This is a genomic window from Psychrobacter muriicola 2pS (genome assembly GCF_904846535.1).
Classification (GTDB): domain Bacteria; phylum Pseudomonadota; class Gammaproteobacteria; order Pseudomonadales; family Moraxellaceae; genus Psychrobacter; species Psychrobacter aquimaris.
Genome location: NZ_CAJHBC010000001.1, coordinates 346,257 through 373,241 on the forward strand (window position 1 = coordinate 346,257; position 26,985 = coordinate 373,241).

17 protein-coding genes are annotated in these 26,985 nt (G+C 42.4%); 10 read left to right on the top strand and 7 right to left on the bottom strand.

Going from position 1 to position 26,985, the window contains the following annotated elements:
• The first annotated feature begins 191 nt into the window (after window positions 1-191).
• The 5 genes from JMX93_RS01425 to JMX93_RS01445 all read left to right on the top strand — a co-directional run bounded on the left by JMX93_RS01425 (window position 192) and on the right by JMX93_RS01445 (window position 11,384).
• Window positions 192-2,219 (top strand): hypothetical protein, encoded by a 2,028-nt coding sequence (locus JMX93_RS01425; protein ID WP_499203624.1) that lies wholly within the window; start codon window positions 192-194, stop codon window positions 2,217-2,219.
• A 273-nt stretch (window positions 2,220-2,492) separates the two neighbouring features.
• Window positions 2,493-2,957 (top strand): hypothetical protein, encoded by a 465-nt coding sequence (locus JMX93_RS01430; RefSeq protein ID WP_193012837.1) that lies wholly within the window; start codon window positions 2,493-2,495, stop codon window positions 2,955-2,957.
• A 51-nt stretch (window positions 2,958-3,008) separates the two neighbouring features.
• The gene (locus JMX93_RS01435) at window positions 3,009-5,045 is read left to right on the top strand and encodes a hypothetical protein (protein WP_499203625.1); all 2,037 of its coding nucleotides are present in this window, start codon (window positions 3,009-3,011) and stop codon (window positions 5,043-5,045) included.
• A gap of 77 nt (window positions 5,046-5,122) precedes the next feature.
• A complete protein-coding gene (locus JMX93_RS01440) occupies window positions 5,123-10,456 on the top strand; it encodes a hypothetical protein (protein ID WP_499203626.1) in 5,334 nt (1,777 codons plus the stop codon).
• 154 nt (window positions 10,457-10,610) lie between these two features.
• Window positions 10,611-11,384 (top strand): hypothetical protein, encoded by a 774-nt coding sequence (locus JMX93_RS01445; RefSeq protein WP_499203627.1) that lies wholly within the window; start codon window positions 10,611-10,613, stop codon window positions 11,382-11,384.
• A gap of 143 nt (window positions 11,385-11,527) precedes the next feature.
• Here JMX93_RS01445 and JMX93_RS01450 read toward each other — a convergent pair whose 3' ends face one another.
• From JMX93_RS01450 to glpK, 4 genes are all read right to left on the bottom strand, one after another.
• A complete protein-coding gene (locus tag JMX93_RS01450) occupies window positions 11,528-12,220 on the bottom strand; it encodes a TetR/AcrR family transcriptional regulator (protein ID WP_193012903.1) in 693 nt (230 codons plus the stop codon).
• Between the two features lie 237 nt (window positions 12,221-12,457).
• The gene (locus JMX93_RS01455) at window positions 12,458-13,486 is read right to left on the bottom strand and encodes an endonuclease/exonuclease/phosphatase family protein (protein WP_443509919.1); all 1,029 of its coding nucleotides are present in this window, start codon (window positions 13,484-13,486) and stop codon (window positions 12,458-12,460) included.
• 326 nt (window positions 13,487-13,812) lie between these two features.
• The gene (locus JMX93_RS01460) at window positions 13,813-14,325 is read right to left on the bottom strand and encodes a hypothetical protein (RefSeq protein ID WP_193012842.1); all 513 of its coding nucleotides are present in this window, start codon (window positions 14,323-14,325) and stop codon (window positions 13,813-13,815) included.
• Between the two features lie 251 nt (window positions 14,326-14,576).
• Window positions 14,577-16,169 (bottom strand): glycerol kinase GlpK, encoded by a 1,593-nt coding sequence (gene glpK / locus JMX93_RS01465; protein ID WP_087814991.1) that lies wholly within the window; start codon window positions 16,167-16,169, stop codon window positions 14,577-14,579.
• Window positions 16,170-16,849: 680 nt separating this feature from the next.
• On the opposite strand from glpK, the gene JMX93_RS01470 reads away from it, so the two are divergent.
• The 5 genes from JMX93_RS01470 (at window position 16,850) to JMX93_RS01490 (ending at window position 23,405) form a co-directional block, all read left to right on the top strand.
• Window positions 16,850-18,547, top strand: coding sequence for a TolC family protein (locus JMX93_RS01470; protein WP_499203628.1), 1,698 nt, complete (start codon window positions 16,850-16,852; stop codon window positions 18,545-18,547).
• 215 nt (window positions 18,548-18,762) lie between these two features.
• Window positions 18,763-19,629, top strand: coding sequence for a YihY/virulence factor BrkB family protein (locus tag JMX93_RS01475; RefSeq protein ID WP_499203629.1), 867 nt, complete (start codon window positions 18,763-18,765; stop codon window positions 19,627-19,629).
• Between the two features lie 48 nt (window positions 19,630-19,677).
• Window positions 19,678-20,862, top strand: a complete 1,185-nt coding sequence (locus tag JMX93_RS01480) for an HlyD family secretion protein (protein WP_198332922.1) — start codon at window positions 19,678-19,680, stop codon at window positions 20,860-20,862.
• 3 nt (window positions 20,863-20,865) lie between these two features.
• Entirely contained in the window at window positions 20,866-22,203 is a 1,338-nt protein-coding gene (locus JMX93_RS01485) for an ABC transporter permease (protein ID WP_198332921.1), read from the top strand.
• The gene (locus JMX93_RS01490) at window positions 22,203-23,405 is read left to right on the top strand and encodes an ABC transporter permease (RefSeq protein WP_499203630.1); all 1,203 of its coding nucleotides are present in this window, start codon (window positions 22,203-22,205) and stop codon (window positions 23,403-23,405) included. Before JMX93_RS01485 ends, JMX93_RS01490 begins: the two co-directional genes overlap by 1 nt.
• 130 nt (window positions 23,406-23,535) lie before the next feature.
• On the opposite strand, the gene sthA is transcribed toward JMX93_RS01490, so the two are convergent.
• From sthA to ppsR, 3 genes are all read right to left on the bottom strand, one after another.
• The gene (gene sthA, locus JMX93_RS01495) at window positions 23,536-25,185 is read right to left on the bottom strand and encodes a Si-specific NAD(P)(+) transhydrogenase (protein ID WP_193009350.1); all 1,650 of its coding nucleotides are present in this window, start codon (window positions 25,183-25,185) and stop codon (window positions 23,536-23,538) included.
• Between the two features lie 81 nt (window positions 25,186-25,266).
• The gene (locus JMX93_RS01500; RefSeq protein WP_499203631.1) at window positions 25,267-25,671 is read right to left on the bottom strand and encodes a DUF4377 domain-containing protein; all 405 of its coding nucleotides are present in this window, start codon (window positions 25,669-25,671) and stop codon (window positions 25,267-25,269) included.
• A 111-nt stretch (window positions 25,672-25,782) separates the two neighbouring features.
• The gene (gene ppsR / locus JMX93_RS01505; protein WP_499203632.1) at window positions 25,783-26,679 is read right to left on the bottom strand and encodes a posphoenolpyruvate synthetase regulatory kinase/phosphorylase PpsR; all 897 of its coding nucleotides are present in this window, start codon (window positions 26,677-26,679) and stop codon (window positions 25,783-25,785) included.
• Between the last annotated feature and the right edge of the window lie 306 nt (window positions 26,680-26,985).

A 26,985-nucleotide genomic window follows, 5' to 3' on the forward strand; every position in this document is an offset into this window, starting at 1 on the left:
GAGCTAACGTCTATGGCTCGATACTGTAACTGGTCATGAAATATCTGCCATTCATCCACTTCGTAGGACTTTTACCAAATTATTACTTAATATGTTAAGTTACATAATATATACATTAGTTTAGTTAGTGAAATAATTGAGAGCTAGTTAAACGCTTATAGCAAGTTTTAGCTTCTTATAGGGATAACCATATGCATAAAACGCCATACGTTCTAAATTCAATAATCTCACAACTATTCAGTAAATATATATATCATGTACTGGCATTGATAGCCACTATGGGCTTGATATTGGTAAGTAATGAAGCCTTTGCCGCCGACCCTAATCCTTTCGAGTCTTCTCCGTCTTCTGACTTGGCAAGTTGCCCTGTGAATCATAAGATGTACTATATTGGAGCTAACGCTCCAATATCTACTACAAGTAAGCCTGTAATCTCTCAAGCGCTTAACTGGACTTCTGGAAGTGATAATAGAACTTTTACTTTTACGGAGGGCTCAGGTAACAAAGAATTTGTAATTAATTTTCCTATACTTTTGGATTTAAATACTAATTATGGTGGTAGCCCGCCCTTCTTTGGTTCTATCAATGGCGCTACTACGTCGGCATTGAACCTAGTTCACAACTCACCTTCGGTCAAAAATAATCATAGTCTTAATGTAAGTATCAATCGATCGGTTAGTAAAGTTGGATACAAGATACAAGATTTAGACTCTACTGGTACTACTGGACAAATACCTTATATCGAGCAAGTTGATGTTTCTGCTAATCAAGGACAGTTGACATTCAATACAAACTTTCATACGAGAAATGCTACTAATAATATTGTGACAGCTCGTTCAGGGCTTAACTGTGGTACTGGAGGATGTACTATAGATGCTGCTTGGAACTACAATATTTCGAATATTGCTCTAAACCTTAAGCATAACAACACATTTACACAAACAAATAGCCCACATGCTATCGGCTACTCCGACTTTTATTTTTGTTTAGCACCACCGAAGCTTATTGTGAAAAAGGCATTAAATGGTGCTCGCATCAATGATACTAATACTAAACGCGATCAGTTCGAGATAAAAGTCACTGGCGGCTCGATAGCAGCCAATAATTTTACCACGACGGGTACTGGGTCTAATATCACCATTGGTACCAGTTCATTACTAACCTTAACAGAAGGTAATAGCTACACGATTACTGAACAAGTTATGAATGGTACAACACTTGGCGAGATAGCAAATTATAATGCGACCTACGCTTGTACTAATGCAACAACAGGTAGCACATCCATTATGCCTTCTGGAAATGCTAGCTCTTTTACACTATCAGGCTTAAATTATGGCGATGAAGTTACTTGTACAATTACCAACACGCCAAAAACCTACAGCTTTTCAGGTGTTGTGTTTAACGACAATGGTAAAATTACAAGCCCAACTAAAGATGATATATCCGATAAATATCTAAATAACCCTCTTTACTTCAACGGTAAATACGATTCACCAACTGAATCTGGTATTCCTTTTACTACAGGTCATACTATCACCCTAAATAAATGCGCAAGTGATACGGGCACGTTTACATCTCAAACTATGAACATCAATCCTGATGGCACCTATAATTTCACTCTGACACCTGCACAGCTTGGAAGCAATACGAGGCTCTGTGCTACTCAGAATGAACCTAATAATTACACATACTCTGTGGACACTACGAGCAATGTGCGACAAATAAACATTACAAATAATACATTTAATTATCCTGATAACAACTTCGGTGATGTTATTCAAGATAATGCAGCTCTAGTACTGTTCAAGAGTCAATATGTCCATGATTGCAGCTTGACTGACCTGACGATCATTAGTGTTAATTATACGGGTAGCGCCAGTACTGTTTATAGTACAAACCCAATATCTAACATCATACCAGGCCAGTGTATCGCTTATAGGATTGAAGCTGTTAACCGTGGTAATGTGCCTTTGACAGATATCATTATTAGAGACACCTTACAGAAAAAAGGAGAAAATGGTGCTCTTGTAACGTCTACTTTAGCCACGCCTACACCTATTGGAGAAAATAGCGGTGTACCTTCTTTTTCAAGCAGTTCAGTGTCCATTGGTAATAATGGTCCAGTGCTAACTAATGGCTTTCCGCTAGGCATTACTAGCTCTGATCGCAGTCGAGCTATTCGCTTCAATACTAAGTACGGCACTACCATAACTCCCTAGTAAATACTTTTCCTTGCCTACTACTAAATCTAGAAAAAACTTTCTTACCAATAAAAGCCCTATCTCCTTAGATAGGGCTTTTACCGTTTGTGTACTTCAAAATACCATTTGTCGTTTTTGTAGTGAATATTTGTATTGTTTACGTGAAAATAGTTCTTAGAAACAATTCTAACTTTGTCAGCATCTTTTATTCGTAGTTGACTGCAGTTTTTATGCTGCATAGGACGAAGTCGAGATTAACTTGATAATAATGGTATAAGCAAGGAACACGATATGAAAGGTTTTAATTTTTTACGCAGTGCCATATTAGCAGGCTTAGCATCAGTCACAGTATTAAGTACTGCCCATGCCAATGATGCCTTAAAAATGGATTTAACAGCCAATCAAGTAGTCAAAAGCGCCGAAGGTAAAACTTCTTATGTCCCTGTTCGTAACGCTCCAGCAGGCACGGTTATTCAATATAAAGCAACCTATAGCAATACTATTAATAAAGATATCCAAGATCTGGCTGTCGTACTACCTATCCCTGCCAATATGACTTTCACTGGTGACGCTAATCCTACCAGTGCTCAAGCCAGTATTGATGGCAAGAACTATGCCGATATGCCACTGATGCGTAAAGTCGATGGCAAAATGGTCAAAATTCCATTTTCTGAATACCGTACCCTGCGTTGGAATATAAAGCTATTACCAGCACAAAAATCTGCAGCCGTTGCTCTTAACACAATTGTTAACTAGACCTCCCCTTCAACTCATAAAATACTGCTTTTTCAATTCTAGGATATCTCTATGAAATCAAACAATTTTAATCATAGCCTGTTAGCCATTGGTGTTGCCGCAGTTATGGGTATCTCTACAGGTGCTATGGCTGAAACTAAGACCGCAACAGGCGCAGTCGTTATTGATAATACTGCAAAAGCTAGCTATAGCGTTGATGGCGTTACACAGAATGAAGTCGTCTCAAACAAAGTTACGGTTAATGTATCTGAAAGTGGTTCTTTCTTATTAATTGCCCAAAATGCAGATGGCAACCCTGGTGATGATTTGAACGCTGGAGTAGAAGTTGTTCCTACTGGTATTGCTCAATTCACCCACCGCTTAGAAAACTTAGGTAACTTGACTGATACCTATGCCATGGCATTGCCAAACAAGATTGATGATACTAAGAACTTCGATCTTGCCGCTACTAAAGTCACTTATGTCGTTTACAAAGACAATGGCACCGTAGTTAGAACAGTGAGCGATATAACGGGAACTGCTTTCACGGATACAGCTATTGTTCTAGCAAAAGACGAATATGCGGTCATCACGATCAACGGTAAAACTACTGGTAACGTAGGTGGTGATACTCAGAATTTAACTCTAACTGCTAAGAGTACTTATCTAGCAGGCAAAGGATCAGATGCGACTGCTACTAATACAGATGAATCTATCACTAAACTACCAGTATTCAGTATTGTAAAATCAGTTTCACAAACGTTGGATCTAAACAAGCCTAATGCTACTGCTGAGTATACTATTACCGTCAAAAACGACGACTCTGCTACTTACGCGGCAAATGCTGTCGGTGCCAAAATTGTTGATAACCTACCACAAGGTCTAAAACTTGTATCAGGATCAATCGTTGTATCTGCTGCTACAGGCTCTACTGGGGTAGTGACAGGTTCAACAACTGAGACCACGGCTGGTGCAGCAGCAGGTACAACATTAGATGGTTTTACCATTAATGGTGTTACCCTTCCAAAAGGTCAGTCAATTATTGTTAAATTCCAAGTGCAAAAAGACGCTCTTCCTTTAGCCAAAACTACTATCAACCATGCCAGTGTTGAAGTACCTTTGGGTGGTGGCAGTAATGTCACTATTATCGATAGTACTGATGGTACTAACGGTGGAGAAAACACAGGTACATATTATCCTAATGGCGCCGACAACGAAAATCAAACTGGTGCTACTCCAACTACACCAGGTGGCGACTCTACACAACCTTTGACCTCTAATCAACGTGGTCTAACACTTACTGGTGAAACTGTTAGAGAAATACCAAATACGTCAACGGCTGTTACTCAAGTAGTACATCAGACTGTCATCACTAACACTGGTCGTGAGACTGAAGGTGCTAACGCTGGTGAATTGAAATTCAAAATCGAAGATGGCGGTACTAATGCCAATGTTAAACCTGCTGAGACTGGTGTCATTACGCTTACTTATGATGTAGATGGTAATCCAGCTACTACTACCGATATTTCTATTGTTACTCTGCCATACAATACAAGCGGTGAATATGATATCAACTCTGCATTCGCAGGTGGTATTGCACCTAAAGGTACAGTAACTATCAGTTATCCCGTCGTATCAACGAATGCCGTGACTGGCACTTATGAGACTACCTTAGTCACATTAATCCCAGGTGGTACTGATAGACCAGTGGCTCCAACTCCTGTCACTGATACCACTAATGTCAAAGGTTTACAATTAGTTAAGAGTCAGGCATTAGACGCTACCTGTAGTGGTACCGTTGCTGCCAGTGCATTCAGCTCTTCTGCTACGCCACTCGAAGCATTACCTGGACAGTGTGTGGTCTATAAAATCGTAGCAACTAATACTTTCTCAAGCTTTGGTATCAATGACTTAGTAATCTCAGATTTGTTGTCTAACTTTTCAGCAGGCGCTACTGTTCAATCTATAACTCCTACCACCACTACTGGTTCGGGTAACACGATTACGGTCCCCGCTAACAACAACAACACGTCTATTAATACATCAGTAAGTCCGTTAGCAGCCACTAATACCGCTACTCTACAGTTCTCAATCAAAATCAAACCTTAACTAATTCCTAGTTAACCTACAAGCATTTCAGGATGCTTGTAGGTTCCCTCACTGATATTTTATTGGATAAGCGACATATGACTCTATCTACCATGACACTGTCTAATCGTACCGCATTGTGTACAGCGAAGATCTCTACGCTGTCATTGGCAATGTTGCTTATGCAATCAAACATCGCAATTGCAGCTGATGCATCAAACCCTAACCTACAAATTATCAATAATATTGCAAACGCCAGCTATAACGTTGGCAATCAAAATGAAGTCGCAATCTCCAGCACATCAAACCAAGTACAAGTCAAAGCCTCAGACCTTCCTGAATACGGTATTGAACTCACTCAACAACCGTTACTTACCGTTATGCCTAACGCCTTGGTAAACTGGGTAAACGTCCTAAGCAATACCAGCTATAGCAACCAGACAGTTGAGCTGACATTAGATGTATCGCCCACGCTTTCTAATATAAAAGTTTATCAAGATTTAAATAAAAACGGCATCATCGATAGTACGGATAGTGAAGTTATCTTTGATAGCTTAAGCGCACAAATCAAGCTCGGACACAGTGAAAGCATTCAATTTATTATGCAAGCTTTGTCAGATTCTAACGGCAAAAGTGGCGATACCGCTGATATTAAAATTGGTGCTGTCGTTCTAGAAGACCCGTCCGTATCGAGTGTCAACGCGACTGATAAACTAATCATCGTCGAATCTGGAATAAAATTTACGACGCCTACATTCGATGAAAACAAAACTACCTCACAACTCAACGAAAACGTCTATATTGATGCAAGCTACGCGCAGTGTAACGCCCAGCCGGAAAAAACGGATCAAGTGTGGCTGACAATCACGTCCTTGATGACAGGTGACAAGGTCTCGTGGAAAGCCATTGAAACTGGCAATAATACGGGGCAATATCGCTTGTCTATGCCAACACAAAACAATGCCAATGCCATCAGCGATAAGCTGATTCAAGTATTAGCAAACGATACTGTGACAGTAAGCTTAGATGCTTGTATTGCTCCTTCTGTTAGCACTGGTGATGAAGAAATACCAGGCGATAGCGACTTGACGTTCCGTATCGATAATTTATCTTCACAGATCCGTATCGTCGATGACATTCCAAGCCTTGTCGTGAACAAAGAGAGTGATGTCAAAAGTGCCGAGCTTGGTGACTATGTCAGCTATACCATCAATATCACCAATAGCGGTAACGCTACTGCTTATGATGTGCAACTAAAAGACGCCCTACCACGTGGCTTTGCCTATGTAGATGGTAGCGTACGTGTCAACCAAACTGCTGATATCAATATCGACCAAGAACAAACCACTGAGTTTAAGACTGACGGTAAATATCAGGTGCTAAATTTAGGTAACATGGCAAATGGCGAAAGTAAAAAAATCACTTATCGTGTCTTAATCGGTGCCTCATCATTGGGTGGTGATGGCATCAACCGTGCAACCGCTGTTGCTAGCAATGAACAAGGTAAAAGCTTAGTCTCAAGAGAAGCGCAGTGGAAGATTGAAGTAGAGCGCGGCGTCATGAATACTGATGGCATCATCATCGGTAAGGTCTACCACGATATCAACCGTGATGGTATTCAACAAAAAGAAGATAGCGAGCTTGGTGTTGCAGGCGTACGTATCTACATGGAAAACGGTAACTTTGTCGTCACCGACCCTGAAGGTAAGTATAACTTCTATGGTGTTAGTGCCAAAACTCATGTCTTAAAAGTTGACCGCACCACCATCCCTCACTCAACCGAGATGGTCACTCAAAGTAATCGCAATACTGGCGATGCTGGCAGCCGTTTCGTTGATTTGAAGTATGGCGAATTACATCGTGCGGATTTCGGTATCGTGGTCGGTATGGGCGAGAGCACTGAGCGTTTGAATACGGAGCTTGTCGCTCGTAGCAAGTCAGTGAGCGCTAAGAATGATAGCCTTGAGCAAGCAGTAAAAACCGAGCTAACCCTAGATCCTGACTACAATCGTGACTACGATGATAATGTAGACGCCAGTGGCTGCAACATCAATGGCGACTTAGATCTGGGCAGCAACTGTGACTCTGCTATCGTCAATGAGATGATCAATCCAGCCGCCAATCGGGTTGATATGACCGTAACTACGGTAGCACCGCCAGTAGAAAAAGAGCTGGAAGAATATCTCAAAGAAGTGGCTAACAATGACGTGGCTTTTATCAATTTAAACGAAGGTCAACAGCTCAGCACTTATAAACAAATGGTACAGGTACAAGCGCCACTGGGTTCAATATTTACATTATATGCCAATGGAAAAGCAGTATCAGAACAACAAATCGGCAAAACTGCTGAGCAAGAAAAACAGAATGTGACTGCCTTTGATTACTATGCCGTCGACTTAAAGCGTGGCAACAATACCTTGCGCGGTGTCGCTACTGACGTGAATGGCAAAACTATCTCTGAGCAAACCATTACAGTATTAACGCCAGACAACTTACAAGCCATTGACTACCGTACTCAAGCGCAGCTAGTACCGGCAGATGGCGTTAGCGACTATCAAGTCGTTATTAGCCTAAAAGACCGTGATGGCCGTCCTTATATCGCCTCAACGCCAATCACTATCGATACCAATATTGGCCGTATTAATCTTAATGACAGCAGTAAAGATCAAGCTGGTACGCAAGTTATTGTCTCTGGTGGAGAGCTACTCATACCCGTGACCGCACCAAGTGTACCGGGTAAAGGTGAGTTGGTCATCGACACTGGTAGCAGTAAACAGATTATCCCACTACAATTTACCGCGCAATTACGTCCTCTAATTGCCGTCGGTATCGTCGAAGGTACGATCTCACTTAAAGACTTTGATGGCGGCAGCATTACCGACGCCCAAGGTGCTTTTGAGCAAGAGCTCAATGATTTTGCTGGTAACGATGACTATACCGCTTCTGGTCGCGCCGCGATGTTCCTTAAAGGCAAAGTACGTGGTGATTATTTGCTGACGCTGGCTTATGACAGTGACAAAAAAGGCGAGCGCCTCTTCCGTGATATTGAGCCTGGTGAGTACTATCCTGTCTATGGTGATTCATCTGCAAAAGGCTTTGATGCACAATCAACCAGTAAGCTCTATGTGCGTCTAGACAAGGGTCGCTCGTTCGCTATGTATGGCGATCTAAAAACACAAATTGACAATGATGAAGGCATCAAACTGGGTCAATACAACCGTACGTTGACTGGTCTAAAAGCCCAATTTGAAGATAACAATACTCGTGTGACTGCGTTTTTGGCAGAGACTAGTACTAGCCAGCGCGTTAACGAGACTCGCGGCTTAGGTATTTCAGGTCCCTACCCACTGGCGGAGAACTTTGACGCGGTGCTAGAAAACTCTGAAATCGTCGAAGTTATCACTCGTGACGCCAATAATCCTGGTCTCATCATCAATCGTGAGACGCTAACTCGTTTTGCTGATTATGAGATTGACCCTATCAGCCGCAGCTTATTTTTAAAAGCCCCTATCGCTAGCCAAGATATCGATGGCAACCCTATTTATCTACGGGTCACTGTAGAAGTAGATGAAGGCGGCGAAAAATACTTGGTCGGTGGCATTGCCGCTAAGCAACAGTTGACTAATAAAGTCGCCATCGGTGGTAGCTATATCAACAGTGACGACCCACTGAACAAAGAAGAACTTGCTAGTGTCAATAGCGTTATCAAGTTCAACGATAAGCTAAAGCTCGTTGCTGAATACGCGATGAACAAAGCTGAAAACCCAAATTTTCAGCCAAGCAATCAAATTAATGCGACAGAATTAGATGGTCAGAATGCAGAAGGTGATGCCTTACGTATCGAGCTTGACTTTGATAACAAGAAAAACACTCGTGCCAAAGCTTATTATAACGATACTGATGAAGGTTTCGTTACTGGGGCCTCACCGCAGACTGCTGGACGGGCTGAGTCGGGTATTGAAGTCACTCATTTAATTAATGATAAAAAGACCGCGCTAAAACTAGAAGGCATACGCACTAAAGATCATACCACTGATGCTAGCCGCCAAGGTGTCTTAGCCAGTATTGAACAGCGTTTGAGCACCAACATTGTTGGCGAGATTGGCTTACGTTATTATAAGCAAGATGCGACGGCTGCCTCACGCAATATCCAAGCGGTAACAGACGTTGTAGATGTGACTAATGACACTATCTTTAATGACGATATTATCAATCAGTCGGCACTAAATAATGTTAGTGACTCTGAAAAAGATATTGAAGGTACCACCGCCCGCGCTCGTATCACGGCACGATTACCAAAGCTCAATGACTCTTTAGTATTTGCAGAATATGAGCAAGATATCGAGAACAGTAATCGTAATGCAACCTCTATCGGAGGCGAAACGCCGCTAGGTGGTTTAGGTCGCCTATACGCCCGTCATGACTTGATCAACAGTCTATCTGGTAGCTATGGTCTTGATGATACTGAAGAACGCCAACGTACCGTATTTGGTTTTGATGCCAACTATATGAAAGACGGCAAAGTCTATAGCGAATACCGCATGCGCGATGCTATCAGTGCCCGCGAAGCTGAAGCGGCCATCGGTCTTAAGAACAAATGGTATGTCCAGCAAGGTTTAACCATCAATACTCTATTTGAGCGTGTTGAATCATTAGAGGGTGATACCGAAAACACCGCAACGGCAGCGGGCATTGGTGTAGAGTATCTTGCGAAAGAAGACTACAAAGCCTCGGCGCGTTTTGAAAAGCGTTGGGGTGAGACCAGTGACACATTGTTAGGTAGCGCTGGTATTGCTTATCGCTATACCGACGATGTGACTCTGTTGGCCAAAGACATCTACTCGCGCGTCGATTATGACGATGGCAATCGCACGATTAATCGTTTCCAGCTAGGGGCTGCTTATCGTGATTATGATAGCAATCAGTTAGACATGTTAGCCAAGCTTGAGTATCGCTTAGATGATAACAGTACTGGCGATGATGCCTATCAAAAAGACGCCGTTATCTGGTCATTGAGTGGTAACTATCATCCAACACGTCCGCTGACGTTATCAGGTCGTTATGCAGGTAAATATACTCAATTTGATGCAGATAATATCAGCAGTGACAATACAGCTCATGCGCTTTATACTCGTGGTCTGTATGACATCAGTGAGCGCTGGGATGTAGGCTTGCAAGCAGGCACTTATTGGAACAAACAAGCAGATGATATATCTTATATGCTGGGTGCTGAAGTGGGCTATAGTCCAATGACCAATCTTTGGTTGTCACTAGGTTATAACTTTATGGGCTTTGAGGATGAAGATATCGCCTATGATGATACAACCCAGCAGGGCGCTTACTTTAGACTACGTTTCAAGTTTGACGAAAACTTATTCAAACGTGATGATCCACGCAAAAACAAGCATTTAACGACCCATTCTACATTGTAATTTAGTCTCATTGTCGTGTTATCATCTGACGACAATGCGGGCGTTATCGCGCTGTTCATCATATTACATGACAAATATATTTTAATAAGCAATGAAATCAGTGCCGAAAATTGCAAGTACTGATACTAATCCGCTTAATATAAGGTTTTTCATCATGCCTAATCCTACCAACAAAGCAGCCCATGATAAACAGCCTATAAAAGCTTTGTTATCAACCGTTTTGTTCCTGACAATGACCTCGGTTGCATCGGCGGGTCCTCATATTCCTGAAATGACAGTAACCCATGGCGCTACTCACTGTGCCAATGATATTCAAACTCAGCCTCACCGCCCAAAATACCAAAGTACGCGCCAACGTAATATGAATTGCATGCTGACACAGTTACAAGCGTACCAACAAAAAAATATGAGCGCACGTCAGCAATATTTTGCCTATAAAGCTCAGGCTTGGCTTAACTATGCCCTTCATCAAGACAGTATGAATAGTCGTTCACCTGCTGGCCAGCAAGCCGCACAGGCAGCGGAGACGATTTTGAACACCTTAAAAAATGGCAAGGAACAAGATCTCAACCTTATTCAAGACATACCATCAAACTCTGCTCTCATGCGCCCCGATCTATGGGCGACCTTAAGTGCACTCAAAGATAGTGGTGGTATCGAGTCAGCACCACGAGAGATAGCCTTCAGCGAGGTCGCTTTAATTTGGGCCGCTACGAACCAATGCGAGCGCGGCTGGCGGGAATCAGGTATCCATTTCCGCATGGCAGATCGTTGGCTTGAACAAGCCCGCGAAGCTTACGTCAATACCCATGATTCACAGACCAACGTCGCTTTGGAAGAACTGATCGTCAGCTATTATAAGCAATATGAGACATTAGATACGAGTGCTGATAGTTGCCGTGGGCAAGTATTAACGCCTATCCGTTAAGTCCATTAAAACTACTGCTCATCAAAATAGCAAACACAAAAAAGCCGACATATGATGTCGGCTTTTTCTGTATTTACTTAGCAGATATTAGAGCATGTTAACCATGCCCTAATGTCTTTTTATCACCTATATAGCGAAAAAAACTAGCGATTTTTACGCGGTAGCTTTTCTGGTAGATAGCAACGCAAATAAGCGATAAATGCGGTGTTCGCTTCTTGAATATATTCATTGGTAATGCTTTGATGACGACGATAAGACAATGTGAATATCGCATTAATAATGCTATAAGCAATCAATAGCGTGTCTTGAATATCGTGGAAACTCGGCATCTCATAACGCTCTGACAAACGCTTATAAACCAAATCGACGATTTGATGATCGATATCTTCACCAAAACTATCACCTTCAAAATCAGGCGTGTTCGTGTCATAAATGAGCTTGGCTTTGGTTTCGTCGTTATGGAATATCGTCACACACTTATCAATAAGTGCCGTCAAATAGCCCTGCCATCTGTCATAATTACCAATATCGACCGTTTCTACTATTTCTAATATTTCGATAGCATTCAAAAAACGCAATGCTAAAAATATTGCTTCGATGTTAGGGAAGAAGTGATAAGCAGAAGCTCTTGGAATGCCAGCTTCTTCACATACAGCAGCCAAAGTAATATCATTAATAGGTTGGGTTTCACTCAATTTTTTGGCACCAGCCAAAAGTTTTTGACGGCGCGCACGGCCTTGCTGGCTAGTAAACTTAAACTTATTCGGTACCAGTTTTTTTGCCAGTTCCGAGTCTACCAACACATCTTCAATCTTTTCGTCTTTATTTTCGCTCATCATAATTCTCTTAATGTTACACCCTATTTTATGAATATAATCTTCAATAGTTAGTATTCGCCCTAAATTGAAGAGTTACATCCTATTAGCTAATAATGTAGAACTGGTATCAGCGCTACTACGTCTAACGGAGTGGCATCATAAACGCTTGTACACTATCAAGCAAGGGAGATAAATGGGTTTAAAAAAATGTATAGGTCAACCATTTAATAGCGTTAACCAAGCAATGTAATAAAATTAATCATTGAGTTTAATTTTCGCTCTTATAATACCATGATCGATGACCCTATCTGCATAATCCCACTTCAAATGGTCATTAAAATAGTCCACTCTTTCAACCTGACCAAGTGAAAACTTACTATCAGGTAGAAATTCTTCTGAAACAAATAACTGATCAATCACTTCTGGCATGCCTTGATATATATGGGTATATGCCACATCTTTCATCCAGCCATAACGTGCTTGGATGCGTGCAGCATCGAATAAGGCAACATCACGCATGCCTTTATCGTAATTAACTTCACCAGTCTCAGCCATCAATTGGGTAGTGACGCTACCGGTGACATCGTTCATATCACCTAATAAAATCAATGGCTCTCGAGTATGGTGCAAACGCTCTATGATAGACATACGGATAGAGGCAGCTTCTGCAGCGCGCATACATAAACTACGGAGCTTGGCACGGACTCGAATATTTGGATCATCCATGTCTTCTAACAAATCGCCATTTTCATCACGTAAGAAAAAAGCACGTTTGCTTTTTAGATGCGCCGTAATAATCGTTATCGGTTGACCAAAGGCATCAACCCGTACTACCAATGGTGGACGATTAAAACGTAGATAAGGGCCAATATCAGGGATATCAATCACCGCTTTTGGTGCAATATCTTCAAGCAAGCTGCTTTCTAATTGTTCAAAGCGACTAATGATACCAACGGCAGGAGTGTTTTTCGCCCCTTTTCCATGGGTATAAGGGCTTGAACTGTCATTACTTGCCAATGGAATAACGACATGCTCGGGCTTAAACCCCAATGATAGCGCCAATGCTTCAAGCGCTTTACTATCCCAGACTTCTTGTACTGCAATAATATCGGCATGAGCCTTTGCTAATAAATCGGTAATGCCGCGTAGCTTATGCTCGTATTCATTATCATTGTAAGCCGGCGCATTGTCGTAATAAATTCGGTTAGGATTGGCAAGATTGAGCAAATTGGCAGTGGCGATATAAAATTGTTTGGCGCTGTTACCTGCTGCGTTACTGGTCATAAATTACCTATTATTTTTATTTTAGATTATTGCTTCTAAAGATAACCTTGCTATTAGATATATTCATATATACTAATATACAGTAAAAAAGCCTCCAAAGAAATCTTTGGAAGCTTTAAAATAGCATAAATTGAAATTACTTAGTCTATTAACAGAATAAAGTCTACAATTAGACTAATCACAGTGATGAGATAGTAAGCTTATGTGCTATTTACTTACTTAAATTAGATATGCTGTTAGTTTCGCTTATTTAATTTAAAGGTAGCTCTCCTATCTACTATCACCTCATTCATAATAATATTCTCATATAGGGGTCAACTGCCCTATTACGACACACGATTCCATGCGTCATGCGATGCTCTGCGTGCCTCTTCCCACTCCATGCGCGATTCACCTTTTACTTCATGCCATGAACGCTCTAATTCAGCTTCATGATCTTCAAAGCGCGCATCGACAGGATAACGAGCACGATTGGCATACCCTACTGCATAGGCTGGATGTAGATCACGGTCGAAATCATAACCTTCTTTGTAATAATCTACATTTGCATATTCTGCACGCCAGTAAGCCTCTTCACGCGTTGGGTCAATCGCTTCTGCTGCTGCATGCCCTGCACCGCCACCAACGATAGCACCAATAGCACCGCCAATTAACGTACCAAGTGGGCCAGCCATTGTACCAATTGCTGCACCGGCTGCTGCACCGCCGATACCACCAATACCTGTCCCTATTGGATGCGAGCCTGGCTCACCTGTAATAATGTCAGCATTCAAATCTTGCTTGGTTTCTTTTGACATGTGCTTTACTTCACTGCGATCAATACCGTCATGGTTACTCATTATATTTTCCTTAAATTATTTATTATTTGTTGAATTATTTGTTTGCTAAAAAACTAGCGGTCTTGCTAAATCCAACTGAAGTATAGAAATTTATAGGTAAGGACAGATAGGCTGATTATGTAAACTGTGTCCGTATTGCGATTGCCTTGCGTTACAGCCTGTATCTTTATAACGATTTTGTAGGACAGTGAAGCGTTTTAAGTAATTTTTCATTCAGTTGTTACAATATTTTTATTCATCTATTCAAATACTTATAATGAAGTCAATGCCCTATCAATGGCTCGTTGCCACTTATCCAGATGCTGTTCACGGATATCACTGGACATTTTGGGTTCAAAAATCCGATCGACTTGCCATGACGCTTGCATCGTCGCTTCATCATATAGCCCCGTTTTTAATCCCGCGAGTAATGCTGCACCTTTGGCAGTGATTTCTGTATCCCTCGGACGCAAAACAGGCACATCGAGCAAATCAGCTTGAAACTGCATCAATAAGTCATTATTGGCAGCGCCGCCATCTACTCTTAGCTCAGTTAATGGATGAGGACTGTCTTTTTGCATAGCAATGAGCACATCATAAGTTTGATAAGCAACTGCCTCTAAAGCCGCACGGGCAATATGGGCTTTAGTCGTACCACGGCTCATACCGGTAATGCTCGCGCTGATATCGGAGCGCCAATAAGGGGCCCCTAGTCCCGTGAATGCAGGCAGTAACACCACGTCTTCACTGCTGTCCACTTGCAGTGCTAACTCTTCGATTTCACTGCTTTTTTGAATCATACCCAAATTATCACGTAACCATTGGACAATAGCACCTGCCATAAATACACTACCTTCTAAGGCATAAGTGACTTCCTTTTTGGGTGGCTGCAATATGCGTTTACCCGACTGTACAATTTGATCAAACGATAAATTATCTGGACAAGTTGGTGTGGATTTTCGTTGCCAAGCAATGGTTGTTAGGAGTTTATGCTCGCTAAGTCTGGGTTTTTGACCAATATTCATCAGCATGAAACACCCAGTCCCATAAGTGTTTTTGGCCATACCAGCATCGAGGCAGCCTTGGCCAAAAAGTGCCGCTTGCTGATCGCCCAATACCGCTTGAATAGGAATTTGTTTGGCAAACAATCCTTTCTTGGTTTTACCAAAATCACCATCAGATGGTAGCACTTTAGGCAAGATATTCATGGGTATGGCGAAACGGGCACAAAGCTCGTCTGACCACGCCAGCTTATGTATGTCATATAGCAAGGTACGGGAAGCGTTGGTCACATCAATGACATGCTCGCCACCTGTTAGCTTATATATAAGCCAACTGTCTATAGTACCAACTGCTATTTCTCCTCTACTGGCTCGTACGCTCAATTTTGGATTGTTCTCTAACAACCAAGCGATTTTACTGGCGCTAAAATACGGGTCTAAACGCAGCCCTGTAATGCGTTGCACTTCGCTTGCCACATCATCATGGCTGTCATTCATCATACTGCTAGCACCCTCAGCCGCGAGTGTTTTACAATAGTCCGCAGTGCGGCGATCTTGCCAAATGATGGCAGGGGCTAAAGGTTTACCCGTTTGCTTATCCCACATGACAATCGATTCACGCTGATTGGTAATCGCGATACTGGTGACATCGATAGCAAGCAGCCCTGCTTGATTAATCACATCATGCGCACAGCTAATCTGCGTTTGCCAAATCTGTTGCGCGTCTTGCTCGACAAACCCCGCTTTTGGGGTTTGTAAAGTGGTGGGCTGCTGCGCCATTTTTATCGGACGCGCATGATCATCGTACAATATCGCTCGACTCGATGTTGTCCCTTGATCCAAAGCCAAAATATATCCTGCCATTACTCACACCCTGTCTTATTTCATGCATTTTTGTTATTTGAATTTTATAGCAATGTCTTTACTGATATCACATAATCTGTAAGAGCAACGCTTATCAACTTATCAACTTATCAACTTATCAACTTATCAACTTATCAACTTATCAACTTATCAACTTATCAACTTATCAACTTATCATTTCTATTGAAATGGGTATTGAACCAACGATCAACTGACGACAGTTAAAAGTAAGTACCTTTATTTTTTCTTGATGCTATAAAATGCTGAAATATAGCACACACTTCAATTATTTATAGTTTATAAACTGCCTTGTTGTAGTACAACAATCCTAACTAACAATCATTATCCTTGAAAAATTTTCAAAGTAATTTAAGTGCTAATGACTTGATAAACCTTTTATTATTAATCAACAAATGATGTTATTATTTATTCTGACATCCGACACCTAACATAAAATTATGACTTATTCAACGCACAGTAAGCAAATACTGAGCATTGACCCGTCACCATTGTGGCACTACAGTGTAGCGCTTATTATCAATAACAAGATTTTAGCTTCTGTTAATGGTCTACAATTTTGCTCTTTTCAACCAGGGTCTGACCATAACAGTTGATATTTTTAATAGTTTTTTGCCTAACTCTAAAATACCTTGCATTCTAATTAATGGCTTATGTGACTTATGAAATTTGCTTTATCGACTCTGTCTACTGCGGTGATGACGGTTACGTTCATGGGCTTAGCTGCGTCTACCTCCGCAAGCGCTAACGAGAATAATATTGAGTCACCAAATGAAGTCACAGCCGTGGCAGTGACGAAAATTATTGACGCTGACACTCAATATAGTACTCAAAGCAGCACTCCAAACAGTCCTCAAAAAAACGAGATTCAAAACAGAAGGTCGACGACAGATACGGATATGGGTCAAGCCGAGCAAAAAACTGGCTTAACAACGCTTATTGATCCCATCACTCATAAAAGTATTGATAATAGCTATCCATTAGCAGTATCTAGCCTATTAAGTCTTGAGCAAGCTCAAAATATTTTATTGCAAGTGTCACCCAAACTGGCCGCCAACCAAGCGGCGATTGCCGCCAGTGAATATCAAACAGAGGCTCTCAAAACCTTAGACAATCCATTGGTGTTTGCGCAATTATCAGCCAACGCTTACAACTTGGACGCGGATCTTGACTTATCAACACTGAAAAACGGTATTGTTAATGACGTCAACAATAGTGTCGATAGTGTGGTTCCGCCTATTCCACCGTTACCAGATTTGCCGAATTTCGGTGAATTGGTCGGTGAGCGTATCCCAGATTCTTATGAGTTAAAGCGCTCAGGCTCAACAGCTGGCGCAGGTCTCGGCGTGGTTTGGCCCATCTATACCGCTGGACGTACCACTGCTTTAACAGGTGCTTCCAATGCCCGTACCCAAGAAGCCGTCGCAGACAGTCTATTGGATAAGAATGAGCTTTATAACACTCTGATTGAGCGTTACTTTAAGGCGCAATTGGCCATCATTGCTGCTTACTTACGTGAAGATGCTTATGATACCTTGCAGCAAACTGACCATATGGCGCAGCGGCTTTTTGAAGAAGGTTTTATCTCACGTGTTGATCGCTTAGAAGCGCAATCTGCGCTTGCCGATGCAAAAAGTGAATCCGTCAATGCCAATAATGATGCTCGTCTTGCGATGATGGCCTTACAACGGCTATTGCGTACCGACTATCGTATCAAACCCACGACACCGTTATTTGTCTCTAGTCGTCCTTTACCCGATGTAAACTACTTTCAGAATGTAGCACTCACCAATCATCCAGGTCTACAAAAAGTGGCAGCTAAACGCGCACAGGCTGAGCAGCTACACGCGCTATCAGACACAGGCCATAAGCCTACCGTCATGCTTTATGGCTATGGACAAGTCGAGAAAGATCCCAGTTGGGTAGCAGGTATATCAGCTAGCTGGAAGCTGTGGGGTGGTCTTGATAAAACTGCGTCACTAGCATCGAGTAATGCCAAAATACGCCAAGCGGATCTGTCTGCAATCGAAGTCAGTGACAATTTATTATTACTGGTCGAAAAAAACTGGCACGATGTTAATAACGCCCAATCTCGTTATCAGGCATTACAAAGTAACGTAGATTTAGCCGCAGAAGTATTGCGTTTGCGCCAGTTGGGGCTACAAGAAGGTGTAAATACACCGATTGAGGTAGTCCAAGCGCAAACGCAGTCACTTAAAGCACGTACGGAGCAAGCACAAGCGGCGAATAGCTATGTACAATCGCTGGCCGCACTCATGCAAAGCTGTGGTACGCCTCTTGCCTTTAACGCCTATCTTAATGCGGCTGATATTCAATTACCGACTTTGTATACTGAGTAATGATTTAATTTGAAAATTATAGATAGTGTGGATAAGCGTTTATATAGTTGATTTAACTTGAAAATATGACAAGGCAACTAACTGAGCAAAGATGTATATTTGATACCTCAAGCGAGGTTAACGCTGCAATACTATTGTAGTGGACTGACCATACTCATTATCATGCAGCTGTCAATAACCATACTATTGCTAACTCTATTGTGAATAACTGTTTTATGAAAACCCCAACTTCTAAATTAATAAGTAACTGGCTGCAGCCTTCATTAAAGGCGTTGCGTATTGCGAACAACTATCATGTTTGGGCACATTGCGCGAGCGTGGGGTTTTTTGGTTTCTTATCAATTTTTCCAGCAATGGCTGTGTTTGTGCTGCTTTATGGTCTCGTTTTTTCACCCACTGAGATGCAAGAACAGATCTCACTTTTGCGTCCATTTATACCTGATACGGTATATGGCGTCCTCCATTCACGCCTAAACGAGTTGGTCTCTAATACCACGTTCTCGCTAACGTTCAGTCTTATTGTATCGACCTTGCTTGCCCTTTATACTGGCTCTAAAGGTATCAAATTTTTAATTATTCTTATCAATCTGGCCTTTCATATCACTCAAGAGCGTAACTTTATACAAAACACGATTCGAGCAGTTATTTTGACCTTTGGCGCGGTAGTAGTGTTGATTATAGCGCTCTCTTCTATTGCTATTATTCCTGTAGCGGCAGCCTATTTTCCCTTCCCCCAAATAGCTGAAACGATTGCGCTCTGGAGCAGGTGGCCTATATTGGCTGGTATTATATTTTTAAGCTTTTTAAGTCTCTATCGCCTAGCCCCAAACCGTGAAGGCATCGCGCTAAAAAAACTGGTGCCAGGAGCAGCTCTAGCGACCATTCTTTGGATTTTATTATCTGTGCTATTTTCGATTTATGTGCAAAACTTTAATAACTATAGCGCTGAGTTTGGAGCACTTTCAGCTGCCGTGGTCATTATGCTTTGGCTTTATTATTCAGCATTTATCGTCGCTTTTGGTGCGATTTTCAATTCTGAAGCCCTAGAAAGCGCCAAACCTTATGCTGTCCGAATATACTAGAAATATACCCTTTATCCTCAATTTTGCTGCTTTAGGAATCTCACTGTCATGACTGAATCTACCAACGAATCAGACGACTCGCGCAAATTAAACGACTCAGAGCAATCTACCGACTCAGTCAACAATCATAATGAGCAAGCAACTGATGCTGAAAATGAGCAAGCAGTGCCTACTTATAAGCGCCATGCAGAAAAAACGGATAAATCTGCCATGATAAAAAAGGCACTTCTGGCGCTATTTGTTCTGATTGTATTAGGCGTTATTGCCTATGGTCTATATAAAAGCAATCAACATAGCAAGCCTGAAGTCGTGACTTTGCAAGGGCAAATGCAGATGCAGCAAACCTCCATCGCTGCAAAAGTGCCGGGACGTATTGCCAAAATTCTGGTCACAGAAGGTGATGCAGTGACAGTCGGGCAACAGCTGATTGAAATGGACTCGCCTGAGATTAACGCAAAGATCAATCAAGCACGGGCTGGCAAGCAAATGGCACAAAGTGAGTTGGATAAGGCAGAGAATGGCGCCCGTCCACAAGAAATTGCTCAAGCAAAAGCGGCGTGGCAAGCCAACAAGGCCGCCTCTGATTTGGCTGAAAACACCTATCAGCGTGTCAACCGCCTTTATGAAGAAGGGCTGATGGCGCGGCAAAAACGCGATGAGGCGTATGCGCAATACCTGGCCACTCAAGATCAGACTGAAGCGGCGCGATTGCAATACGATTTGGCAAAAGAAGGCGCTCGCAGTGAGGATAAATCAGCAGCGACAGCGCAAGTAGCAAAAGTCGATGCTCAGTTAGAAGAGGCTCTGTTAGCAAAAGAAGAAGCCAACTTAAAAAGCCCTATTGCGGGTATCGTGGACAATGTCATTGTCAGTGTGGGTGAAGTCATCGGACAAGGCGTGCCGATCTTAACCTTGGTCAACACCGATGAGCAATGGGTCGTGCTTAATGTCACCGAATCGTATTTGAATCAATTTGCGATTGGTCAGCAATTTACTGGTACGATTCCTGCGCTGTCATCAGCAAATAAACCGTATACCAAACAATTCACCGTTTATGCTACGTCAACATTGTCTGACTTTGCCACTTGGCGCCCAACCAATAATGATGACGGCTTCGATGTACGTACCTTTGAAGTAAAAGCACGTCCGACGACTCCTGATGCACGTATTCGCTCAGGTATGAGCGTTATTGTACGCATCAATCCAGCACTTACTAATGCAAGCCAAGAGTAAGCCATGCGCCTGATGAAGTTAAGTAAGGCTTTTTTACGTAGTGCTGCCTATGAGCGACGATTTTTGACCAAAAATCCGTGGGACTTTAGCATGGTGGTATGGATACCATTGGCAACCGTCCTACTGATTTGGTGGATATTTTCACAAACGCAGATTACAGATTTACCCATTGGGGTAATAGATCAAGACAATAGCCCGATTGCCAACACCGCCGTACGCTATCTGGAAGCCAGCCCTACTCTAACGGTCAGACAGCTTTATTACTCAGAGGCTGAGGCAAAAGCGGCTATTTTGCAGCGTGATATTTACGCTATCGTCATTATCCCTGAAGACTTTTCTCGGCATATTTTATCTGATAAGCCTGCACCCTTGATTTTGCAAGTAAATGCACAATACGGTACGCATTCGGGCATTATCCAAACCAGCGTTCAAGCTGTCGCTGGGACGTTATCGGCAGGTGTTGAAATACAGCGCTTAATCAAGCAAGGCATGGCACCGTCGCAAGCCGCGATTGCTTACTCGCCGATTGGTATACAGCGCATCAGCCTATTTAACGCAGCCACCGATTATCAGCAGTTTTTGGCTTCAACCGTTATCCCCGCACTGCTGCATATTTTAGCGATGGTGATCGGTGCAACGACGATTGGTCGTGAGCTTCGTGATAAACGACTCGGCCACTGGTATCGCTTTATTAGTACAGGCCATCCTGATTTGACGCTAACCACACAAAACGAGTCAACATCAGGGCGAACATCAAATGCCGTAGAAAACAGCCAAGACTTGAGCAAAAATGATAAAATTTCAGGCTCTAGCCACGCGAATGAAGAGGTGGCTGAGAGTACAAACTTTTTAGTATTGTTGTTTGGTTTATTGGGTAAATACTTTTGGCCGACATTGGCCTTTAGCGTTTGGGCGATGTTGGCTCTATGGCTTGCCACGCCGCAAGAATCCGTTGCCATTAGCTCAGTGATTGCGACTTATGCTGGTTTGATATTATTAATAATGCTATCGTTTTGGCTGGGCGCTATCTTTACCTTAGGCTCATTCTCATTACGCATGGGCTTGTCTGCTACTGGCTTTATTTCAGCACCTTCTTACGCCTTTGCTGGTGTGACCTTTCCTTATATTGCTATCAGTGACAGTGCACGGCATTGGTCAGATGCACTGCCACTCACCCATTATCTAAAGCTGCACATTGCACAATTGCAGATGCAAGCGCCTGTTGCTGTGTCATTGCCTATCGTCTATGGTCTTGCTATTGCCACGACGATTGCGATGAGCTTGACCACTTTATTAACCAAACGCGCGCTGGCGCATCCTGAACGTTGGGGGGCGCGCTAATGTCATTACCACCAAAAGACTATTTATCTTCGATAACATCAGATTCAACCAAGCAGTCCTCAACACCAAGTTTCTTGGGTAGCTTTTTACAAACCATTAAAGACGTCTTTTCTGATAAAGGTGTGCTATTACTGTTACTGATTGCCCCCATTATTTATGGTTTCTTTTATCCTTGGCCGTATTCAACAGAAGTGGTCAACCATGTACCTGTTGGTATCATTGATAAAGACAATAGTAATCTATCACGAACCATCGTTCGCTATGCAAGTGCCAGTCCGCAGTTGGACACACAGCTTTTTCTCAACGAGCAGCAGGCTAAAGAGGCCATATGGTCAGATGAAATCGCTGGGTATATGGTCATTCCAAGTGGGCTCGAGCAGCAAGTACTATCGGGAAAAGCGGCGAGCGTCAGCGTACTGGGTAATGGCGGCTACTTTTTGTTAAATAAAAACGTGCAGATGGGGTTTTTAAAAGCAGTCAGTACGGTATCAGCAGGTATTGAAATCAAAAAGAACGTGGCACAAGGTGCCTATTCAGCGACAGCCGCTGCTAATACTCAAGCGGTGCCATTAGTAATTGTCCCTTTATACAATCAAACGGAAGGTTATGGCGCTTACGTGGTGCCAGCGGTTTCTATTCTAATTTTGCAACAAACCTTATTAATCGCCACAGCGATGCTGATTGGTACGTGGTATGAGCAGCGGCGACATACGACGAGTATCCGTGGTTGGCTTGGGCGAATTGCGGCGCTCAGTATGTTTAGCTTTATTATTGGCTGCTTTTATTATGGCTGGACATTTGAGCTACACCACTATCCGCGCGGGCAAAACATGCTTGGCAGTTTATTGTTCCTGCTGTTATTTTGTCCAACCGTGGCGACACTTGGCTGTGTACTTGGACTCTGGTTCCGCCAGCGTGAACGTAGTATGCAAATTCTCATTTTTAGCTCCCTGCCGATGTTTTTTGTCAGTGGTTATCCGTGGCCAGCAGATCAACTGCCCACATTTTTACAAATCATACGGTGGTTCATACCCACGACACCTGGTATCAATACCTCTGTCCAGCTTAATCAAATGGGTGCCAGTATTTCCCAAGTTTCTACTGGATTTTATGCACTAGCAGCCTTATGGGCGTTTTACTTTGCGCTACTTCTGTGGGTGCGCTGGCATAATGCTAATAAACCACTTAAAACAGTGTCGTAAAGCAAAAGACGACTACCTGTCATAAACGCCTGCCCTCAATAAATGCCAAATTGATGACCATTAATCAAAAAAAAGCGCCTGCTAATATAGCAGACGCTTTTTTATTTGAAGTGTTTCAATATTCTATCACTTAAAACACACGATTAAGACCATTTAGTGCAGCAACGCGATACGCTTCTGCCATCGTTGGATAGTTGAAGGTCGTATTCACAAAGTACTCAAGCGTATTATTACTCTTACACTTCATCACGGCTTGTCCAATGTGGATAATCTCTGAAGCATGGTTACCGTAGCAATGTATCCCTAAAATCTCCAATGTATCACGATGGAACAAAATCTTTAGTACGCCTGAGCGTTCACCGATGATTTGCGCACGTGCGAGGTGCTTGAAGAATGCTTGACCCACTTCATAAGGTACTTTTTCATCGGTCAGCTCTTGCTCGGTTTTACCGATACATGAGATTTCAGGAATCGTATATATACCAGTCGGTACACTAGATACTGGCTCAGCATCACTATCACCAACCATAAAGGCCGCCGCGCAGCGTCCTTGATCATAAGCAGCAGAAGCCAGAGATGGCCAACCAATCACATCACCAGCGGCGTAGATATTTTCAACGTCAGTACAATAAGTATCATCTACTTTAAGCTGACCACGACTGTTTGCTTTTAGACCAATCGCTTCTAAGTTTAAACCTTCAGTATTACCTGAGCGACCATTTGACCAAAGAATGGCATCAGATTTGATGCGCTTACCACTCTTTAGATGCAATACTACATAATCGTCATGCGTTTCAAGATGATCAATCTCTTCATTACTGCGAATTAGTACGCCAAATTGTCTAAAGTCATGCGCGATGGCATCGCTAATTTCACTATCTAAATAAGTTAGTAGCTGATCTTGGTTATTGATTAAGTCAACTTTATAGCCAAGACCGGTAAAGATAGACGCATACTCGCAACCAATTACCCCTGCCCCATAAATGATGATTTTTTTAACCACATAATCCATTTGCAAGATTTTGTCAGAGTCAAAAACGCGTGGATGATTGAAGTCTAGAATATCAGGACGGTAAGGACGGCTACCTACGGTGATAATTGCTTTATTAAAGGTGATGGTTTCATAAACATTGTCATCGACTTCAACACGTAGCGTATGCTTATCGACGAAACTTGCCCAACCTTGGATAACTTCAATGCGGTTGCGCTCATAAAAGCGTGTATGCGTACTGACTTGACGACGAATAACTTGACGCGCCTTAGCCAATACTTCATTCAGAGGAACTTGCTTGTATTCCATCGCCTTGGTAAACATCGGATCGCGGCGAAAGTTAATCAAGTTAAATACCGATTGGCGCAGCGCTTTACTTGGAATAGTACCCACATGAGTAGAGTTACCACCCACCTGATCACGCGGATCAACAACCACGACTCTTTTGCCAGATTTAGTCAGTTTCATAGCCGCCGCTTCACCAGCAGGACCTGCCCCTAAAATAACCGCATCATATTCATATTCATGATCATCGCTTTTTAAGCGACGAGAGTCTTTAGCAAATCCAGATTTGATATCGATGCGCGTATCATCAAGCGGATTAACGAGATCAGGATGATGCATGACATCGTCAGTGACTTGTTCGTGAGTTTGTTCAATCTTTTGTTGTTTATCTTTTCCTTGAGTATGCTCAGGGCTAGGCGTGTGACCACTCGCTTTGTTCGATACTTCGGTGTGAATGTCTTCACCGATATCATTGGTCGCGTCGCTTGGTTTTTTACTTCCCATCGTGTCCTCTTTATATTTACTTATTTATTTAATATTTAGACTGTGTATGAATCAATAATTGGTTGAGTCAAAATCACAGGACTAAGGCGTGCCCACCATACGTTGTGACACAATATTTTGCAATGTCCAATGCCCAGTCGCAATTTTCTGTCCCTCATCAATCTGAGGACGAGCACTAATCACGTATTCTGTGCCAAGGCTTGGTTTAAAGTCATCAATCCAATCATAAGGAATCTGAAACACGCTACCATCTTTGCTTGATTTGGCCAATAAGCACTGCATCGGTAATGCCGAAGCACAGGCAACACGATTGGGCATAATTGTTAGCGTTTGTGCTTCACCCAATACAATGGTTGGGATATAACGTGGCTCAGGTACTGGCTCACGTGAAAAAGGTGACGTTTGACAAGCACTCAGTAAACTGACCGCACTCAGCAAGCTGGCCAATAACAAAGGGGTCTTGCTAGACTTATAAGATGAACGCATAATATTCTCTATGTGATAATGAGATGGTATTAAATGATGGTTATTTTTTGAGCAATCGTTATTGCTAAGCGATTAATTGATTCAATCGGTTAATTGATAGCTTACACTTTACTAACCGATACGGCGTTTGAGACCAGTCATCTGCAAGATACGCGTAGCGATTTCTTCAACGGACATCTCAGAGACATCAAGGCTTGGAATACCATGCGTGATATAAATCCCTTGTATCGCACGCTGCTCCTGCTGACATTGCTGATAGCTTGAATAACGACTGCCCGCACGGCGCTCTTGGCGAATTTTTACCAAACGATCGGTATCGATCAGTAGACCAAACAATTTGTCTTTGTGCTCGCGCAATGCTTTTGGTAATTGATTGTCGTACAAATCATCTTCAGTTAACGGATAGTTTGCTGCTCGAATACCAAATTGTAATGCTAAGTATAAAGAAGTCGGTGTCTTACCCGAACGTGATACCCCAATCAGAATAATATCAGCTGCATTATAGTGGCGAGTACGTGCCCCATCGTCGTTATCTAAGGCGAAATGCACCGCATCGATACGTTCTTTATAAGTTTCAGAATCCACATCATCATGTGCATGACCTGAATGTCCATCAGGCTCCACGCCAGTCTCTTCGGCAACGCGTCCAATCAAACCTTCGTACATATCCAAGTTACAGCTTTGGGCAGAATTAATCTTTTCACGAATATCAGGGTTAACAATCGTATCAAAGACCAACGGCAACAAACCATCTCGTTGATACGCCATGTTGATTTGCTCAACGGCATCGTCTGCACGCTCTAAGCTATCGACATAAGGCAATACTCGTGTTTCAAAAGGTACTGAGGCAAACTGACTCAAAATAGCGCGGCCAAGTGTCTCAGCAGTAATTGCTGTACCATCTGAGATAAAAAACGCGGTTCGAATAGCTTGAGAGCTGTCTAAGTTTAGTGCATTGCGGTTTTGAATGGTAGGATTCACTTGTTCAGCTGAATTGCTTGAGTACATAACTTTGACACCTCGATTGACAACACAATGGTAATCTTCATTTGGCTTTTATTTTTAAACGACTGTAGACGAAATTCTCGTTTTATATCAGCGCTAATGTTGCACATTTATATAAGGATAAACCGCTACTATTTATGCTCTACATTATACGCATAATAGCGACCTAATAGAAATCAATGTTACAGGCGTACACTTAGAAAGCCACAGTGTCTTTAATCTTATAATAACCATTAATAATCATTAATGTGCTGACTGGTTACTCATACTAGGGCGTGTCCTCATTTAAAAAACGGTGATAAAAATGAG

Coding starts and splice junctions, on each gene's coding strand:
- sthA (WP_193009350.1), bottom strand. CDS start 25,185: ATGGGAAGTAAAAAACCAAGCGACGCGACCAATGATATCGGTGAAGAC.
- JMX93_RS01475 (WP_499203629.1), top strand. CDS start 18,763: ATGAAAACCCCAACTTCTAAATTAATAAGTAACTGGCTGCAGCCTTCA.
- JMX93_RS01435 (WP_499203625.1), top strand. CDS start 3,009: ATGAAATCAAACAATTTTAATCATAGCCTGTTAGCCATTGGTGTTGCC.
- JMX93_RS01450 (WP_193012903.1), bottom strand. CDS start 12,220: ATGAGCGAAAATAAAGACGAAAAGATTGAAGATGTGTTGGTAGACTCG.
- ppsR (WP_499203632.1), bottom strand. CDS start 26,679: ATGTACTCAAGCAATTCAGCTGAACAAGTGAATCCTACCATTCAAAAC.
- JMX93_RS01440 (WP_499203626.1), top strand. CDS start 5,123: ATGACTCTATCTACCATGACACTGTCTAATCGTACCGCATTGTGTACA.
- JMX93_RS01445 (WP_499203627.1), top strand. CDS start 10,611: ATGCCTAATCCTACCAACAAAGCAGCCCATGATAAACAGCCTATAAAA.
- JMX93_RS01480 (WP_198332922.1), top strand. CDS start 19,678: ATGACTGAATCTACCAACGAATCAGACGACTCGCGCAAATTAAACGAC.
- JMX93_RS01470 (WP_499203628.1), top strand. CDS start 16,850: ATGAAATTTGCTTTATCGACTCTGTCTACTGCGGTGATGACGGTTACG.
- JMX93_RS01490 (WP_499203630.1), top strand. CDS start 22,203: ATGTCATTACCACCAAAAGACTATTTATCTTCGATAACATCAGATTCA.
- JMX93_RS01500 (WP_499203631.1), bottom strand. CDS start 25,671: ATGCGTTCATCTTATAAGTCTAGCAAGACCCCTTTGTTATTGGCCAGC.
- JMX93_RS01485 (WP_198332921.1), top strand. CDS start 20,866: ATGCGCCTGATGAAGTTAAGTAAGGCTTTTTTACGTAGTGCTGCCTAT.
- JMX93_RS01430 (WP_193012837.1), top strand. CDS start 2,493: ATGAAAGGTTTTAATTTTTTACGCAGTGCCATATTAGCAGGCTTAGCA.
- JMX93_RS01455 (WP_443509919.1), bottom strand. CDS start 13,486: ATGACCAGTAACGCAGCAGGTAACAGCGCCAAACAATTTTATATCGCC.
- glpK (WP_087814991.1), bottom strand. CDS start 16,169: ATGGCAGGATATATTTTGGCTTTGGATCAAGGGACAACATCGAGTCGA.
- JMX93_RS01460 (WP_193012842.1), bottom strand. CDS start 14,325: ATGAGTAACCATGACGGTATTGATCGCAGTGAAGTAAAGCACATGTCA.
- JMX93_RS01425 (WP_499203624.1), top strand. CDS start 192: ATGCATAAAACGCCATACGTTCTAAATTCAATAATCTCACAACTATTC.